Annotated in this window: 13 protein-coding genes; 8 read left to right on the forward strand and 5 right to left on the reverse strand. The window is 56.1% G+C overall.

The window, feature by feature from the left end; all coding sequences use genetic code 11:
• On the forward strand, positions 1-743 hold a 743-nt coding region (gene phbB / locus ACTH5D_RS13790; protein WP_441672193.1), incomplete at its 5' end, for an acetoacetyl-CoA reductase.
• A 112-nt stretch (positions 744-855) separates the two neighbouring features.
• Here phbB and ACTH5D_RS13795 read toward each other — a convergent pair.
• Complete coding sequence (locus ACTH5D_RS13795; protein ID WP_441672195.1) at positions 856-3675, reverse strand: DUF349 domain-containing protein; 2820 nt, start codon at positions 3673-3675, stop codon at positions 856-858.
• A 188-nt stretch (positions 3676-3863) separates the two neighbouring features.
• Between ACTH5D_RS13795 and minC the strand changes: the two genes are divergently transcribed.
• The 4 genes from minC to sbcB all read left to right on the forward strand — a co-directional run bounded on the left by minC (position 3864) and on the right by sbcB (position 7422).
• Positions 3864-4619 (forward strand): septum site-determining protein MinC, encoded by a 756-nt coding sequence (gene minC, locus ACTH5D_RS13800; RefSeq protein WP_441672197.1) that lies wholly within the window; start codon positions 3864-3866, stop codon positions 4617-4619.
• Between the two features lie 148 nt (positions 4620-4767).
• Positions 4768-5586, forward strand: coding sequence for a septum site-determining protein MinD (gene minD / locus ACTH5D_RS13805; RefSeq protein ID WP_441672199.1), 819 nt, complete (start codon positions 4768-4770; stop codon positions 5584-5586).
• A complete protein-coding gene (gene minE / locus ACTH5D_RS13810) occupies positions 5583-5834 on the forward strand; it encodes a cell division topological specificity factor MinE (RefSeq protein WP_096276083.1) in 252 nt (83 codons plus the stop codon). Before minD ends, minE begins: the two co-directional genes overlap by 4 nt.
• A 94-nt stretch (positions 5835-5928) precedes the next feature.
• On the forward strand, positions 5929-7422 hold the full coding sequence (gene sbcB, locus ACTH5D_RS13815; protein ID WP_441672201.1) for an exodeoxyribonuclease I: 1494 nt from the start codon (positions 5929-5931) through the stop codon (positions 7420-7422).
• 43 nt (positions 7423-7465) lie between these two features.
• Here sbcB and ACTH5D_RS13820 read toward each other — a convergent pair whose 3' ends face one another.
• Positions 7466-10345, reverse strand: coding sequence for an insulinase family protein (locus ACTH5D_RS13820; protein ID WP_441672203.1), 2880 nt, complete (start codon positions 10343-10345; stop codon positions 7466-7468).
• An 8-nt stretch (positions 10346-10353) separates the two neighbouring features.
• On the reverse strand, positions 10354-11031 hold the full coding sequence (locus ACTH5D_RS13825; protein ID WP_441672205.1) for an SOS response-associated peptidase: 678 nt from the start codon (positions 11029-11031) through the stop codon (positions 10354-10356).
• Between the two features lie 190 nt (positions 11032-11221).
• Between ACTH5D_RS13825 and ACTH5D_RS13830 the strand changes: the two genes are divergently transcribed.
• Both ACTH5D_RS13830 and ACTH5D_RS13835 read left to right on the forward strand, forming a co-directional pair.
• On the forward strand, positions 11222-11836 hold the full coding sequence (locus ACTH5D_RS13830) for a TetR/AcrR family transcriptional regulator (RefSeq protein WP_427029814.1): 615 nt from the start codon (positions 11222-11224) through the stop codon (positions 11834-11836).
• A 53-nt stretch (positions 11837-11889) separates the two neighbouring features.
• A complete protein-coding gene (locus tag ACTH5D_RS13835) occupies positions 11890-12507 on the forward strand; it encodes a 1-acyl-sn-glycerol-3-phosphate acyltransferase (protein ID WP_441672214.1) in 618 nt (205 codons plus the stop codon).
• A 6-nt stretch (positions 12508-12513) separates the two neighbouring features.
• On the opposite strand, the gene ACTH5D_RS13840 is transcribed toward ACTH5D_RS13835, so the two are convergent.
• Positions 12514-13788 carry an HlyC/CorC family transporter gene (locus ACTH5D_RS13840; protein ID WP_441672208.1) on the reverse strand — a complete coding sequence of 425 codons (1275 nt, stop codon included), beginning with the start codon at positions 13786-13788 and terminating at the stop codon, positions 12514-12516.
• 118 nt (positions 13789-13906) lie between these two features.
• On the reverse strand, positions 13907-14704 hold the full coding sequence (locus ACTH5D_RS13845) for a cytochrome C assembly family protein (RefSeq protein WP_441672210.1): 798 nt from the start codon (positions 14702-14704) through the stop codon (positions 13907-13909).
• Positions 14705-14963: 259 nt separating this feature from the next.
• Here ACTH5D_RS13845 and ffh point away from each other — a divergent pair, with 259 nt between their 5' ends.
• On the forward strand, positions 14964-16391 hold the full coding sequence (gene ffh, locus ACTH5D_RS13850) for a signal recognition particle protein (RefSeq protein WP_441672212.1): 1428 nt from the start codon (positions 14964-14966) through the stop codon (positions 16389-16391).
• Positions 16392-16654 lie beyond the last annotated feature (263 nt).

The raw sequence follows: 16654 nt of genomic DNA on the forward strand, positions 1-16654 counted from the left end.
CCAATCAAGCCCCCGTCGCCTGGGTAACTGGTGGAACTGGTGGTATCGGTACGGCGATTTGCCGTTCGCTGGCAGAGGCGGGTTATCTGGTCGTCGCGGGTTACCGCAACCCTGATAAGGCCGAAACCTGGCTAGAAACGCAGCAGGCTGACGGTTATAACAATATCGAACTATCCGGCGTCGACCTGTCCGATCACAATGCCTGCCTGGAAGGTGCCCGCGAAATTCATGATAAGTACGGACCCATCAGCGTACTCGTGAACTGCGCAGGTATCACGCGTGATGGCACCATGAAGAAAATGTCTTATGAGCAGTGGTACGAAGTACTCGATACCAACCTCAACAGCGTTTTTAATACCTGCCGCAGCGTCATTGAGATGATGTTGGAGCATGGCTATGGGCGGATTATTAATATTTCATCCATCAATGGCCGCAAGGGGCAGTTTGGCCAAGTCAACTACGCGGCCGCCAAAGCCGGGATGCACGGTTTAACCATGTCATTGGCGCAGGAAACCGCGACCAAGGGCATTACCGTCAACACCGTATCGCCTGGCTACATCGCTACCGATATGATTATGAATATTCCAGAAAAAGTGCGTGAAGCCATCCGGGAAACGATTCCGGTGAAGCGCTATGGTACGCCAAAAGAGATTGGCCGTTTGGTCACTTTCTTAGCCGATAAGGAGTCAGGATTTATTACTGGTGCTAACATCGATATCAATGGCGGTCAGTTTATGGGTTAGTGGCTCGCTATTAGCTGATAACGGCATGCGAGCTTTGTTATCTGAACACGCAAACGGGAGGCTTTTCAGCCTCCCGTTATTGTTTTGTCGATGGCGTTAAGCCACGCTTTCGCTAAGGCAGCGGCACTCTTGCTAGCCGGCTCAGCAGATTATTAAACTCTTCCACTTCAGCGGCCCAGAGCGCGTCAGGCATCGGCCCTAGCGCCAAGAGTGCAGCTAAAATGTCGGTGACATTCTGGTCGCGGCTACGTTCTTGATTAAAGCCTTCATTAAGGCGCTCTACCTGAATGGCAAGGCGTAAAGGCTCATCGCTTTGGCGCACGCTGCCCAGTGCCAACATTGAAAGGTGCACTCTCAGGCGAGCGAGACAGTCAGTTATCTTGCTGAGATCCGCATCTGATAGCGGTGCCTTAACGCTGAGACGTTGTTCATTGCGGGCGCGATGAGCGGCGATGAACTCTGCGGGAAGCGCAGCGCTGAGTATCGTTTGAGCATCAACATCGTTGGCAACGGCCTCGACTAGATAGTGCTCGTCGGCAGCTAAGTGAGCATTCACTAACGGCATGATGGCCTGCCACTGCTGGACCGTATCGGCAACCGCAAGACGGTTCAAACGTTCTCGCCGCGCGCGGACTATGCCGCTCATGCGGCGCTGCATGCCTTCGCTGCGTCGATTATGTGGCAGCGGTTCTAGCTGGCTGGCCTGCTTGAGAAAGTCGTCTAGGTTAGTCGCCTCGCTGGCGTTGATAGGCTGCCAGCTATCCATTTGGTCAATTAGCGTCTGCATGTCATCCAGTTGTTTTTGCTGACGTGCGGCCTGCTCGTTTTTGTGTGCATCGCGCTGGGCGAAGAGCTGATCGCACTCGTGGCGAAAGCTTTTCCAAAGCGCTTTCTCTTCGCCCTTGGGCGCGCGGCCTAGTGCACGCCACTGGTGCTGAAGCTGTTTCGTTAGATGGATGCGCTGAGCCAACGGCTGACTGTCGGCGTTGCGCAGCGCGGTGACTTGACTAATCAGCGCCTGCTTTTGTGACGCGATGGTCTCGGCGCGCTGGTCTATCAACGTTTGCAGGCGATGACGAATGACGCCAAAGCGACGCCCAACGGCCTCAGAGCCTTCGCGCGAGACAGGGCTGTAATGGCGCCATTGATGGCGTGCTTTATCGCGAATCTGTCGAAGTATATCGGGGTCGGCATCCTCTGCGGGCTGCGCCAGCAGGCTTTCAAGCTGATCGCAAAGGGCCTCGCGCGCTTTAAGGTTGGCCTCGCGCTCTTCGCTCAATTGATCCCGCCAAGGGGCCAGGCGTGCATGAATGCTGTCTGATGCGGTGCGAAAGCGAGCGGACTGCTCACGATTAGCCGCCGCGTCACCCAGGGATTTCCACTCTTTGACCAGCTGGCGATGGTGACGGTCGAGCGCTTCTTCGGCCATGTGCAGGTCGCTGGCTAGTGCTTCAATGCTGGCGCACAGCTGCTCGCGTTTTGGCTCGGCGACAAAGCCGCGCCAATCGCGAAGCTCTGCCAGTCGGGCGGCGAGATGCTTTAAGCGTACTTTGAGGGGCTGGGTAGCGGCGCTTTCTAGTGCTTCTATGTTGGGCTTAAGCCGCTGGTGAAGCCGGCTGGCGCTCTTAAAGGCGCCGCGTTCTAACAAGTGCTCAAATGTATCCAGCTCCGCCGCATGGGCTTCTACTGCGGCCGTGTCTTCAGTCGTCGGCTGTGCTAGGACGGCATTTTCCGCGCGTAGAGCCGCCTGGGCGCGGCTCAGTAAGCTTGGCGGCGAAAAGCTTTTGGGCCACTGACACTGGGCAACCAGCGTTGCCAGATCCGAGTGATCACCATTGGCCAGGGCCATTTCGATAGCAGGGCTGGTAGCGCTCCAGCGTTGCCATGCTTCTAAGCACTGGTCGTAATGTTGAATAGCCATCGCATGGCGTTGTTGGAGAGTGTCGCTAGGCGGATGCAGATCGGAGAGCGCTTGCCAGCGCTGGCCTAAAAGCTGGCGCTGGGCGCGCAGGCTGTCGATATCTTGAGCTGTTATGGCGCTCGCATGACGCAAGCCGTCAAGGGTCTCTTCGAGACCTTCAAGCAACTGCTCGCGGGTATTTTCGGCTTCGTCGCGCAGCTCTGCACTTTGCTGACGCGCCTGCTCTTGGGTTTCGTGGTCGTGCAACGTCTTGCGGCCATTGAGCAGGGCGTGATGAAAACGTTGGTCCTGCTCAACGCTGGCGGGCTGAGTAAGCTGTTCCCACTGGCGCTGGAAGTGGCGGAGACGGCCGCCGTAAAGAGGCTCCCAGGGCGCGCGGGCATGCTGCTCAAGCTGATTAAGCAGCGTTTCTCGCTGCTGCTCTTCGGCTTCCTGCCACTGAGCGTCGCTGCGTAGGCGGTTAAGACGATCACGCGCTAAGCGAACCACCTGGCGATCACGGCGGGCTTCTTTCAGTAACCGCTTCAGCCCTTCTTCGTCTTCAATGCGCTCGGCGGCCTGATGGCGAACGGCCGCCACGCCGTTATGACACGCCTGATGAATCAAGTCGTTGTCATCAGTGAGCTTATCTAGTGCGCTCATGCGCAGGCTGAGATTATCGCCTTGCAAGGCAACGGCGCTCAGCGCTCGCGGCTCGTCGATCTGTTCAATAAGTGCTTGGCGCTGCTGCAGATCGGTATGGCCCTCACGTCCACTTATCCGTAGGCAGACGGCATTAAACCAGGCGTCTTGTTGCAGGTGTTGTGGGTACGCTTTGACGAGGCCCGCACAGTCATCAAGGGCGAGCAGCGCGGCAAGCTGAATGTGACTATCACTATCTTGAGCGAGCGCCTGCAGCGCTTGGCGCTGTTCGTTATGCTGTGGGTCGAGTCGCTGGAGAGCCTGGCGGCGGACCTCAGGGTCCGGATGCTGCCACCGAGGGGCGAACAGGCGTCTTAACAGTCCGTGCATGGATCATCCTGCTGTATGAGGTGTATAGCGCTAAAAAAAATCAGTCTTCTACGACAAGGTGGTTGCAGTCACCGGCGCTGTCGCTTAGCTTGGTCTAACTATGATCTGGTAAGCGACTAATTTCTACATCACAATGCGTGAATAGTGCGCTACCTTTATCTAATCTAAACATGACATGGAGTTCGGCCATGAGCCTTAACTTGGATAGTGCCGCAGTGGCCTTTACCTTCAAAGGTGGCATGCTGCCGATGACCGTCATGGAGCTAAGCAGCGCCGACCCGGAACGTATCCGTCTGCAGCTGGCCGGCAAGCTATCGCAGGCCCCCGCATTCTTTCAGCATACACCGGTTGTGCTCAGCGTGGAAAAGCTGAATGAACCCCACTTAGCCCTTGAGCGTATTTGTGCTGTGTGTCGGGATCACAAACTTTTGCCTGTGGCCGTGCGTGGAGGAACCGAGCCGGTGCGCCAGTCGGCATGGGCACTTGGACTGGGCTGGTTTCCTCCGGTTGAAGAAGGCCGTACACGCGCGCTTGAAAGTGTCGATAGAACGCCAGTGCATGAAGTAACCGATGAAGATGCGGCAAGACAAAATGAGCCGTCAGATGCGCCTGCGCTTGGTACTCGTCTTTTCCGTGGCACCGTCCGTTCGGGGCAGCAGGTCAGTGCCTCTGAGGGAGATCTGGTTGTGATTGGCGCCGTCAATGCCGGGGCGGAGGTACTAGCTGCAGGCAGTATTCATGTGTATGGCGCGCTGCGTGGTCGTGCTTTAGCGGGTATTCACGGCAATATTCAGGCGGGTATTTACTGTCGTGAGCTTGAAGCAGAATTACTATCCGTGGCGGGTAATTACAAGCGCATGGAAGATATTGATTCACAGCTGCTGGGGCGGCCAACAGAAGTTCACTTTACAAACGAACAGCTTGAAATTAAGCCACTCGGTTAATGTGGTGTGAACGCGGGCTGGCGCTTTACGCCTAGCGACGCCGAAAACACTATCCGTTACAGTGTGGCATGTTGACAACATTGACGTTCCCGTTATGCGTAGGGCGCCTAATCGCTCACGACAAATGACTTCAAGAGGGAAGTGACCTTTGGCCAAAATAATTGTAGTGACCTCTGGTAAAGGAGGGGTTGGTAAAACCACCAGTGCAGCAGCAATAGCCACAGGGCTTGCGCTGCGAGGTAAAAAAACCGTCGTCATCGACTTCGATGTGGGTCTGCGTAATCTGGATCTCATCATGGGTTGCGAGCGCCGCGTGGTGTATGACTTAGTCAACGTCATTCAAGGCGAAGCAGGGCTGAATCAGGCGCTGATTCGTGATAAACGCGTTGAAAATTTGTTTATTTTGCCGGCCTCACAAACCCGCGATAAAGATGCGTTAACCCAGGAAGGCGTTGCCGAAATTCTGGAGAAGCTGAAAGAAGATTTCGATTTCATTCTGTGTGATTCTCCCGCAGGTATTGAGCGTGGTGCGCAATTGGCCATGTATTTTGCCGATGAAGCGGTTGTGGTAACTAATCCCGAAGTCTCGTCAGTGCGCGACTCAGACCGTATTTTAGGGCTGCTGGCCTCTAAAACGCGCCGCGCCGAGCAGGGTGAAGAGCCTATTAAAGAGCACCTGCTGGTGACGCGCTACAACCCTGAACGAGTCACCTCTGGTGATATGCTGACACTGGACGATATTCGCGAAATTCTAGCGATTAATTTGCTGGGCTTAATTCCTGAATCGGAAGCCGTGCTACGTGCATCTAACCAGGGTGTACCCGTCACGCACGATATCTCTAGCGATGCAGGCCAAGCTTATAGCGATACGGTATCGCGCTTGCTCGGTGAAGACATACCGCTGCGCTTTCATGAGGTGCAGCGCACAAGTCTGCTGAGCCGCATGTTCGGGGGAGGTCGTCGATGAAATTACTGGAATTTTTGAAGCGTGAGCGCAGGAAGTCCGCTTCAGTGGCAAAAGAACGTTTGCAAATCATCGTCGCGCATCAGCGTGGTCAGCGCGGTCAGCCGGACTATATGCCGCTGCTTGAGCGCGAGTTGCTGGAGGTGATTCGTCGTTACGTTAAAGTAGACGACGACGCCATTCAGATTTCGTTGGACAGTGAAGACAACTGTTCCGTGCTGGAGCTGAACGTCACTCTGCCTAAGGGTTGAGGTCAAGCGCTGAGTCAAAGCGCTGGAAACGCGGCGAAAGGGGTGGCGGGTGTGCTAGGCTTGGGCTTTTCATTGCCCAGCGGAGTGTTTGTTCATGGCGCCACCCAATGCTGCCCCTGCCAGTTTTCTCTGGCATGACTATGAAACCTTCGGGGCTGACCCGCGACGCGACCGTCCCGCTCAATTCGCGGCGCTGCGTACGGATGCCGAGTTAAATGAAATCGGCGAGCCGATAGAGCTTTACTGCAAACCGGCCGATGACTATTTGCCCCATCCTGCAGCCTGTTTGATCACCGGCATTACCCCCCAAAAAGCCCAGCGTCATGGGCTCCCTGAGGCAGAGTTTGCAGGCGAGATTCAGCGCCACATGAGCCAACCTGGTACCTGCGTGGTGGGTTATAACAGCTTACGGTTTGACGATGAGATTTCGCGTCATCTGTTTTATCGCAACCTGCTCGATCCCTATTCGCGCGAGTGGCAAAACGGCAATTCCCGCTGGGATTTAATCGATATTGTGCGCGCTTTTTATGCACTGCGCCCGGCCGGTATCGAGTGGCCGTTGCGCGAAGATGGCGCGCCTAGCTTTAAGCTTGAACACTTAACCGCGGCCAACGGTATTGCCCATGAGGGCGCCCATGACGCGGTGGCCGACGTGCGGGCGACGATTGCGCTGGCCCGTTTGCTTAGGGTACGTAATACAAAGCTATTTGATTATCTACTCGGTCTACGCGGCAAACGTGCGGTTGCCCATCAGCTCGACTTGGCTAACGCCAAACCATTGCTGCACATCTCGCGCCGCTACCCTGCAAGCCGCGGCTGCAGTGCCTTGGTGATGCCGCTAGCGGAGCACCCCACCAATCCAAACGGCGTGATTGTCTACGATTTAAGCGTTGATCCTGATGCTTTGCTCAGCATGTCAGCACAACAGATACGGGGCCGTGTGTTTGTCAGTCAGCAGGATTTGACCGAAGGCGAAGCGCGGATTCCCTTGAAAGTAATTCACATCAATCGCTGCCCGGTGGTTTTTCCCGCCAGCGCTTTAAAAGACGTTGAGGGGCCGCAGCAGGGCGAGTACGGCACTATCGTCACGCGTTTAGGCCTCGATGTAGCAGCCTGTCGGCAGCACTGGAAAGCACTGCGCGATGCCAGCGGCATCGCCGAAAAAGTCGCAGAGGTGTTTAGTGCAGGCTACGACGACGGCTCGCAGGATCCTGATCTGATGCTTTATTCGGGTAGCTTCTTCTCCGCCGCAGACCGCCAGCAGATGGAGCGTGCACGCGCCATGGAGCCTTGGGATCTAGTGGGCGAGCGCTTTGCGTTTCAAGATGCGCGCCTGGAAGAGATGCTGTTTCGCTTTCGTGCCCGCAGCTATCCAGACACGCTGGAAGGCGATGAGCGGGAGCAGTGGGAAGCGTTTCGCTGGATGCGCATCAATGATCCTGGTTTAGCCGGCTTTACGCTTAAGGCATTTGCGCGCGAAATTGCCCAATACAATCAACAAGCGCTCAGCGATCGTGAAAGGCAAATTCTAGAAGAGCTTGTGATGTTTGTAGAGGCAATGATGCCGGCCCAGGCGTTTGACGCCTGAGCCGGTGATAGTGCGACCTTCCTTGGCGCTTGATGGCTAAGCGTTAAGGATTGCTCTGCTCATTGTGAACCTTAGGCAGTGCTGAAAGCGCTGCTTTGTAAGCTTCGATGTTGCTGCTGGGTTTATCGCCGGGGTTAAAGCGCACGTCCAAGGTATGTGCCCGCAGCGATGGCCAAAGTGCCTTTATATCGTCAAGACTAACGTTCAGCACCAGGTCGGCTAACTGGCTGCGTCGATCAAAGCGTACGTCTTCCAATGCTGTTGCCTGCCAGTAGCGGTTGGCCATGCCTGAGAGACTGGTATCTCGCTGGCGCAGCTGGGTGTTGATCGCCTGGCGGTGGGGGGCTAGCTCTGCGTCACTTAGCTGGTCAAGGCGCTGGCCTGCCTCTTCAAGAAACGCATCCATACGCTCAGCGATAGTGTCGCTGTCGGTATCGGGAGATTGCACCATTAAGGCGATGCCTGGCGCATTGAGCAGCGGTGAATAGCCGGCGTTGACGATGTAGCCAAGCTGCTGCTCGGTGCGCAGCTGTTGGTAGAACGGCGTTTCCAGCCACTGGGCGATGACCATCGTTGCTGCCTGCTCTTCAGGCGTTTGGTCACGACCTTGTAAATAGCGCAGCACCAGCGACTCATCCCGTGAGCTGTCAGGGTGCAGCACGCTAGGCTTATCACTGACGGCCAGCGGCGTTAGCGTGGCAATGTCGTCGCGGGTTAGGCGGGGCTGTAGCCGATCACGTATTAGCTGTGCCTGTTCTCGAGCTAGCGCTGCGTCGGTATTGCCAACCGCCATTGCGTCGACATAAAGATCGTTTAAAAAGCGCTCGCGGAAATCTTCCAGATGGCGACGATCAAGCCGCTGGCTAGCAGCGAGGAGCTGCGCGTTAGACCATTGCGGCGTTAGCAGGGCTTCGCCCAAAGTGTTGCTGGCTTGGCCGTAAAGAGACCCTTGAGGGGCGTTGCGCAACTCGCGCTGCAGCTGGTAGCGCACGCGTTCAAAGGTGCTGTCGCTGATGGGGGCGTCCTCCAATTGGCCCAGTGCTTGTTCAATGAGCGGCGTTTGCCCATCGCGCCAGCCGGAGAAAGACAGCGTCATGCCTCGGGCGTGTGGGTAGGCGCTGAACGCCTGGCCCGCTAACCATGCAGGATAAAGCGATTCGTTGAGGCTGTCGTTGAGCCAGCCGGCGAGCAGCTGGGTGAGAACGGCTTCTTCAGCCGAGTAGCTGGTGGTGGGGTTTTGTAAGCTGACTCGCCATTCAACGCTGGGTGTATCGAAGCGCGCATCCTGCATGTGCCAAGCGCTAAACGTTGGCGTTGCTACTAGCGCACTAGGCTGTTCGTCTTGGCCTTCTAGCAGCGTCAAATCGCTGGCAATAAAGGGGTTGGGGCCGGGTAGGGCTAAGCCGCTTAGTGCTTGGCCCGCTGCACCAGGTTCCTGTTCTTTCCACTGCGTATTGAACCACGGCGATACGGTCTCGCTTTCAATATCCGGTGCGGAATAAAAGCGCAGCATGTTCTCCGGCGTAAGCGCATCTAGATAAACCTGCTGACGCTCTGCATCCAGGTCGTCCATCCGATAAGCCGCATACTGCACGTCCTCTACGGGATACCGCGACAGGCTCATGGAAAGCTTAGTGGCTTCCTGCAGGGGGGCGCCGTGCTGCTGAAAGCGAAAGCCCTGCTCGTTAAGGCTTTTCTGTTCATCGTAGCGCCAAGCGTCAAGGCCGTCGTTGCGCAGTTGCTCAACCGCTGCAAACAGCGTGGCCTGAATGTCATCCAAACGCTCCGCGCCTGCAGGCGTCAGGCTGATGGAAACGGTGAACAGCGCATCGTTACCATCACTGCGGCCAACGCCGGCGGAAAGCCCATCGGCAAGCCCTGCATTTCTTAAAACGGCCAGTAGGCTGCCATCGCCCTCGTCACCCAGCATGTGTGATATCAACTGCGATGGTTTAGTGCGGTAGTCATCGGTAGGGTCCGGGACGGGAAAGTAAAAGCGTAGCTGGCGACGGTCTTGCAACGACTGGCGCTCAATGTAGTGGGGCAGGGTGTCCGCATCTACGAGCGGCGCATCAATGATTGGCACGCTTAAGTCGTTGTCGGGAATGTCGGCGAAGCGTTCGGCCACCCACTCTTCCAGCGTGTCCAGCGGCTGAGGTGCGACAATGGCAAGATTCATGACATTGGCGTCGTAATGCTGGTGATAAAAATCAATAACCCGTTCACGCAGCGTTGCTTCACCTTCGGGCGGGCTGGCGAGCGTTTCACGGCTTCCCACGGCAAAGCCTGTCGTCGCATTGTCAGGGGCAAGTAGCTGATTAAGCACATCGTTTTCGCGTCGGGACTCATCGCGAATGCGCGCCATATACTCCGAGTGAACGATATTGCGCTCGCTGGCTAAATGGTCTGCATTGAACAGCGGTGAAAGGAAGAATTCACTAAAGCGGTCTAGTGCGCCGGGTAGCGCCGATGGCTCAATATCAAAGAAGTAATTGGTGTCTTGCTGAGCGGTAAAGGCGTTATGAGAGCCCGCGTTATCGGAAATGTAGCGCTGATAGCCGTCCGATTCGGGGTAAGGTTCGGTGCCTAAAAACAGCATGTGCTCAAGGAAATGGGCTAATCCCTTAAGGTCGTCAGGATCTTGAGCGCTGCCCACACGAACATTCATTGATGCGGCCGCTTTGTCTGCTTCTGGGTCGCTGACGATCAGTACGTTGAGGCCATTCTCAAGCGTTAACACTCGGTAGTCGCGGCTGTCATAAGGGCTGATGATCGGAGTGACTGTGTCCTTAACCGCGTCTGTCGCCGTGGTGTCACTGTCATCGGCTAGCGCGAAAGAGGCTATTCCGAGGCTCACGCAAAAACCAAGCAGCGCACGCCGAGGCAGAGCGCGCCAGTGCATTAAACTAGAAAATCGCAACATTACAGCTCCTAAGACACAGCCCAGCGCAGCATCGACCCGGTGGGATGGCCGCAGGCCGGTGACTGATAGGCGGGATTATTGACATATTTAGATACAGGAAAAGCGCCTAACAGTTCCAATGGGGCCGGCGCTAATAGTGAATTAAGCGTTTGTGAGTCGGTATCCGGATTAAGCCATGCGGATAGCGCATGGCTTGGAATGACTGCCGGCAAGCGGTCAGTCAGCGGTGATAAAAGAACATTGGCGGGCACGGTGATGAGCGCGGCCGAGTCACTAAACGCCGTTAGCGTGGTGTGGTAGCGGCACCATAGTGCGCCTAGCAGTAGCGGTGCCCGTGATACCTGAGTGACCAAGTAAGGCTGCTTGCTGCGCGGCTGATTTTTCCATAGATAGAAGCCGCTAACCGGGATAACGCAGCGGCGTGCGTTAAACGCATCGCGAAACATTGCTCGAGATTCAAGCGTTTCGGATCGCGCGCAGTGAGGTGCATGATCTAGTACCTCGAGCCAGGGGGGCGTTAATCCCCAGAAAAGCGACGATAGCCGATACTGGCCTTGCTCAGCGCGAATCGCGGAGATGGGCTGTCGAGGCGCAAGGTTGGGCGATTCAATCAGCGGCTCAGACGTGTCGAGCGTCGGCAATAAGCGGGTCAGCGGTAAGTTTTGCACATGCAGGCGCCCCGTCATACTTACCTCCTTTAGCAAATCGTCGTGGAAGTGTACCTGTATAGCGGGAGACTTCGCGTAATAAAGTACGAAAGGGTGTTTTTTAGTGTCGAAAACAGTGTTCGATATAAGGTATCCTATATGACCCGCTGTTCCGACTAAAGTGCAGCGAGGCTTCCTTCTTGTTTGTTGTTGACCTTAAGAGATCGCCATGGCCCGTCCTAGACAGCATGCGCCCGATGCCCTCCATACGCAGGTCATGCACGCTTGTGATGAATGGTTAGCTGAGCAGCCAGTGCATGGCCTTTCCTTGCGAGCCCTGGCTAGAGAGGTCGGCTGCGCGCCCAGCACGTTGCTCAAGTTGTACGGTAGCTTCAATAACTTATTGCAGAACGTCAATGTGGAAACGTTGGCGCGGCTACAGCACACTATTACTAGCTTAGTTGATGATGATCCAGAGCCATGGCTACGCTCGCTGGCGCTCGCTTATTGGCGATTCGCTGAGCAGGACTGCTACCGCTGGCAGCTACTTTTCGATTACCCGCTGGCCCAAGAGGGCGAGCTGGACCAGCGTCAAAGTGATTTGATTGAAGCGCTGTTTACCCAAGTGGAAGCATCAATCAAGGCTTACCAGCCAGCACTGGATGATCTCGAAGCCCGTCGCTTGGGGCGCACACTGTGGGGCAGCGTTCACGGGCTGGTCCAGCTTGGGTTGAATGAGCGCTTAGGCTACTGGCAGGGTCAGCAATTGAAGGTAGATGAACTGCTAGACCAACTGATGAGCACCATACTGGCCGGCCTACGCCACCGCGAGGCGGTGCCGTGAAGGGGAGTGTCAGCGTATTTCGACACCTTCTGCGGTGGCTTATTTTTGTCTCAATGCACCTCTGCTACCGACTGCAGGTTCATGGGTGTCAACATATCCCCAAGCAAGGCGCCGCGCTGGTAGTGTGTAATCATGTCAGCTTTATGGATGCCTTGGTGCTCGGTGGCGCTAGTCCGCGGCCGCTGCGCTTCGTGATGGACCAGCCGATTTTTGACTCCCCATGGCTTAAGTGGTGGTTTCAGTTGGTTGGCGCTATTCCCATTGAGTCGGAGCGGCGCAGCCCTGGCGCGATACGTCGTGCCCTGGATGACGTTAGCGAGGCGCTGCGCCAGGGGCAGGTCGTGATGGTCTTTCCTGAAGGGCGACTCACTCCCGATGGCGAGATCCACACCTTCCGGCGTGGCTTGGAGACAATTCTGGCCCGGGACGATGTTCCGGTGATCCCTGCCGGGTTAGCAGGCCTATGGGGTTCGTGGACCTCTCATCATGGTGGCAAGGCGCTTAAGAAATGCCCCAAGCGCTTTCGGGCGCCGGTGAGTTTGCACTTCGGGCCGCCGCTTAATCGCCTAGATGCCGATGATATGGCGCTACGGCGGTTTCTGGAAGCGCGGGTTAGAGCGCTAAAAGCGGCGGCGGATCAGGATCTCGTCAGCCGGATTAACCCTCGCTAATATCACCTAGCGGCGTGATGTCCGCAGCTTTTGCCAGCAGCGCGCTGAGGTGATGAGGTTATCGCGGATCTCCAAGATTTCCATGCGCATATTGCCAATTTGTAGGCACGCAGGGCCTTCTGGAAACGCCTCAAGGTGCTCAAGAATTAAACCATTGAGCGTTTTTGGGCCGTCGGTCGGTAGCTGCCAGCCAAGCATCTTATTAATTTCACGGATATTGGCGGTGCCTTCAATGACATGGCTACCGTCGTCCTGCTGATGAATCTCTTCATCTTCGGACACGTCAGTGGTGAACTCGCCCACGATCTCTTCCAGAATATCTTCCAGCGTTACCAGGCCTTCCACATCGCCATACTCATCCACCACGATGCCAATGCGCCGCTTCTGTTTTTGGAAGTTGAGTAGTTGGGTATGCAGCGGCGTGGACTCAGGAATGAAGTAGGGTTCGCGCGCCTCCTGGACAATTGACGCTTTAGTCACTTCGTCGCGGGAGAGAAAGCGTGCCGCGTTGCGCAGATGCAGCATACCAATGATGTTGTTGATATCGCCTTTATATACCGGCAGTCGCGTGTGCTGGCTGGTGCGAATCTGAGTCAAAATATCTTCTAGCGAATCATCCAAATCGATACCCAGAACTTCATGGCGCGGCACCATAATATCGTTCACCGTGACATTCTCCAGATCGAGAATGGAGAGCAGCATCGCGCGGTGGCGGTAAGGAATCAGCGTGCCGGCTTCATGAACGACGGTGCGCAGTTCATCTCGCGTTAGGCTGTCGCCACCGCTATCAACGCTTTTAACGCCAATGAGTCTGAGTAAGCCATTCGACATCACGTTGACCAGCCATACCAGCGGATAAAGCAGCTTTAGCAGCGGTTCAAGCGCGTAAGATGTAGGGTAAGCAATGCGTTCTGGCTTAATCGCGGCGTAGGTTTTGGGGGTGACTTCAGCAAAAATCAAAATGGTAATAGTCAGCAGAGCGGTAGAAATGGCAGGCCCTGATACGTCGCCAAAAAAGTGGATGGCGATAATCGTGGCAATCGAGGCAGCCAAGTTGTTAACGAAGTTGTTGCCGATCAGAATGACGCCAATCAGACGATCTGGGCGGGTGAGCAGGCGCATAACCCGTTTTGCTCTGCGATCACCGCTATTAGCCTGGTGGCTCAAGCGGTAGCGGTTGATCGACATCATGCCGGTTTCAGAGCTGGAAAAGAAAGCAGAAAGTACTATCAGTAAGGCTAACAGGCCGAACAGTAACCCCAAGGGGAAGTCGTCGCTCAAGTCGAAAGGTCCTTTGTGGCGTATTAAGCTCGTTTTTAGAAGGTAGCGAGTAGCGTGTCAAGACAACCAAAGGCGCGCTTGCGCCCCGTTAGTAATTGAGCCACTACCTGTTAAGCAGCTATCGATTGAGTAAAACCTCAAGTACAAACTTGCTGCCAAAGTAAGCCAGCACGAGCAAGCCGCAGCCGCCTAGCGTCCAGCGCACGGCACGCATGCCGCGCCAGCCAAAGCGATAACGCCCTATCAACAGCGTGGTGAAGATTATCCAGGCCAAGAGCGACAGCACAGTTTTATGCGCTAAGTGCTGGGCAAAGAGATTATCGAGGAAAATGAGCCCACTAGCGATAGAGAGCGTCAGCAATACAATGCCGGCCCACACCAGTTCGAACAGTACTCGCTCCATGGTCGTGAGCGGCGGCAACGATTGCACAATGCCCCGTATATGATGGTGGCGAAGCGCTTGGTTCTGCAGGCCCACCAGCACTGCCTGGGCCGCGGCAATCGCCAGAACGGCAAACGCAAGCGCCGAGCTGACCGCATGCAGCAAAATGCCGGGCGTCAGGCCGGTATGCCCCCCTTGATTCGGTAGCCAAGTGGCTGCCAAGAGCGCAACGCCTGCAAGTGGGAATAATGCAATGCCGGCGTTTAAAACCGGTTTGAACAGGCTAGCCACGAGCAGCACATTAACCGCTACGGCCATCAGTAGCGTGGCGCTAGTGGAAAAGCCCGGCAACAGCCCTGGGGATTGTCCTACCAGTTTGATCGCCACGGGTATGTGCAGCAGCAGGCCCAGTGCGGCGATTAGGCGCACCATACCTTGGCGCGGCGGCACGCGCCGGAACAATGTCATGCCCTGCCAGATGGCAGCGGCGACATAGAGAATAAAGGCCATTGTGGCGAAAGGGAGCGCCTGCATTGATGCTATCCGTGCGCCTTGCAGCGCGTTGCTTTAAATAAGTAAACGACGTTAAGAGCGGTTGCGGCCAAAACCTACTCCGCTACTATAACGAATCCAAGCCACATCGCACAGCCGTGCACGTGTATACGAAAATAGCGTGCTGGCTCTCATGATCGTCAATGCGCCCCATGGAGACTCAAGGCGTGAACGCGTATAATCGCGACACATCAGTCCAGGGCGTGCGCGCCGACGGCAGTGACGGAGGCAGAGAGGCCCCATGTTCCAGAATCTTAGTGAGCGTCTTTCTCAGACGCTAAAGTCGATCAAAGGCCAGGCTCGCCTGACCGACGACAATATTAAAGACACCTTACGCGAAGTGCGCCGAGCACTGCTTGAGGCCGATGTAGCGTTGCCGGTCATCAAGGAGTTTATTGAGCGCGTGCGCGAGCGGGCCGTTGGGCAGGAAGTGTCCAAAAGCCTGTCGCCCGGCCAGCAGTTCGTCAAGATCGTTCAGCAAGAGCTGGAAGCGATCATGGGCGAAGCTAACGATGGCTTCGTGCTTAAAGGCTCCCCCGCGGTTGTATTAATGGCGGGTCTACAGGGTGCGGGTAAAACCACCTCTGTGGCTAAGCTGGCTCGCTATCTGCGTGAGCGCGAGAAGAAGAAAGTGCTGGTAGTGTCTGCCGACGTCTATCGTCCGGCGGCTATCGACCAGCTGGAAACGTTGGCGAAAGAAGTCGAGGTAGACTTCTTCCCGTCACACTCTGATCAGCAGCCGGTCGCGATTGCCGAAGCGGCGATCAAGCACGCTAAGATCCAGTTTCACGACGTAGTGTTGATCGATACCGCCGGCCGCTTGGCGATTGATGAAGCGATGATGGCGGAAATCCAGGCGCTGCATAAAGCAGTCTCGCCTCAGGAAACGCTGTTTGTGGTCGATGCCATGACCGGTCAGGATGCCGCCAATACGGCTAAGGCATTCAGCGAAGCGCTGCCGCTGACCGGGGTGATCCTGACCAAGGCCGACGGTGACGCTCGTGGTGGCGCGGCGCTGTCAGTGCGCCACATTACCGGCAAACCGATCAAGTTCATGGGTGTCGGTGAGAAAGTCGATGCCCTGGAACCGTTCCATCCCGACCGCGTGGCCTCGCGTATCCTCGGTATGGGCGACATGCTGTCGCTGATCGAGGACGCTGAGCGCACCGTCGATAAATCCAAAGCCGCCCAGCTTGCCAAAAAGGTTAAGAAGGGTGATGGCTTTGATCTGGAAGATTTTCGCGACCAGCTCCAGCAGCTTAAAAAAATGGGCGGTATGGGTGGTCTGCTAGGTAAGCTACCCGGTATGGGGCAAATGGCCGAGATGGCCCAAGGCCCAGGCCCTGAGAAAGAGATGGGTAAGCTTGAGGCGCTGATTAACTCTATGACGCCTAAAGAGCGCCGTAAGCCCGACCTGATCAACGGTTCGCGCAAGCGCCGTATTGCCGCCGGTGCGGGCCTGCAGGTGCCGGATCTTAACCGCCTGCTTAAGCAGCATAAGCAGATGCAGAAAATGATGAAAAAAGCCGGCCAGAAGGGCGGCATGCAGAAAATGATGCGCGGCATGTCAGGCATGATGGGCGGCGGTGGCCCGGGAGGCCCCGGTGGAATGGGCGGCCCCGGTGGCATGGGCGGGATGGGCGGCCCCGGCGGATTGCCGCGGCGCTAAAGTAGGCATCTGCTCGCTGGGTAAGGTTGACGGCCTTTGAGTTTTCTGGCTGTCAGGCTTTCCAAGCAGAGCGCATTTGCGTAGAATGCGGCCTCTTCATGCGTGGGTGTTGCCTAAAAGCGCGTAAAACGTGGCAGCAGCGCCCATCAATGAAGGCCTTTATATAGCATGTAGCACGACGAGTGTTCCGACGGCGCTAAGCGCTAGAAACACACTCTCGTAACCTCAACCGAAGGATAGTTATCGTATGGTTACCATTCGTT

Origin of the sequence: Halomonas sp. (assembly GCF_052095695.1) — a bacterium.
Lineage (GTDB): Bacteria > Pseudomonadota > Gammaproteobacteria > Pseudomonadales > Halomonadaceae > Vreelandella.

Coding starts and splice junctions, on each gene's coding strand:
- ACTH5D_RS13795 (WP_441672195.1), bottom strand. CDS start 3,675: ATGCACGGACTGTTAAGACGCCTGTTCGCCCCTCGGTGGCAGCATCCG.
- minC (WP_441672197.1), top strand. CDS start 3,864: ATGAGCCTTAACTTGGATAGTGCCGCAGTGGCCTTTACCTTCAAAGGT.
- minE (WP_096276083.1), top strand. CDS start 5,583: ATGAAATTACTGGAATTTTTGAAGCGTGAGCGCAGGAAGTCCGCTTCA.
- sbcB (WP_441672201.1), top strand. CDS start 5,929: ATGGCGCCACCCAATGCTGCCCCTGCCAGTTTTCTCTGGCATGACTAT.
- ACTH5D_RS13820 (WP_441672203.1), bottom strand. CDS start 10,345: ATGTTGCGATTTTCTAGTTTAATGCACTGGCGCGCTCTGCCTCGGCGT.
- ACTH5D_RS13825 (WP_441672205.1), bottom strand. CDS start 11,031: ATGACGGGGCGCCTGCATGTGCAAAACTTACCGCTGACCCGCTTATTG.
- ACTH5D_RS13830 (WP_427029814.1), top strand. CDS start 11,222: ATGGCCCGTCCTAGACAGCATGCGCCCGATGCCCTCCATACGCAGGTC.
- ACTH5D_RS13835 (WP_441672214.1), top strand. CDS start 11,890: ATGCACCTCTGCTACCGACTGCAGGTTCATGGGTGTCAACATATCCCC.
- ACTH5D_RS13845 (WP_441672210.1), bottom strand. CDS start 14,704: ATGCAGGCGCTCCCTTTCGCCACAATGGCCTTTATTCTCTATGTCGCC.
- ffh (WP_441672212.1), top strand. CDS start 14,964: ATGTTCCAGAATCTTAGTGAGCGTCTTTCTCAGACGCTAAAGTCGATC.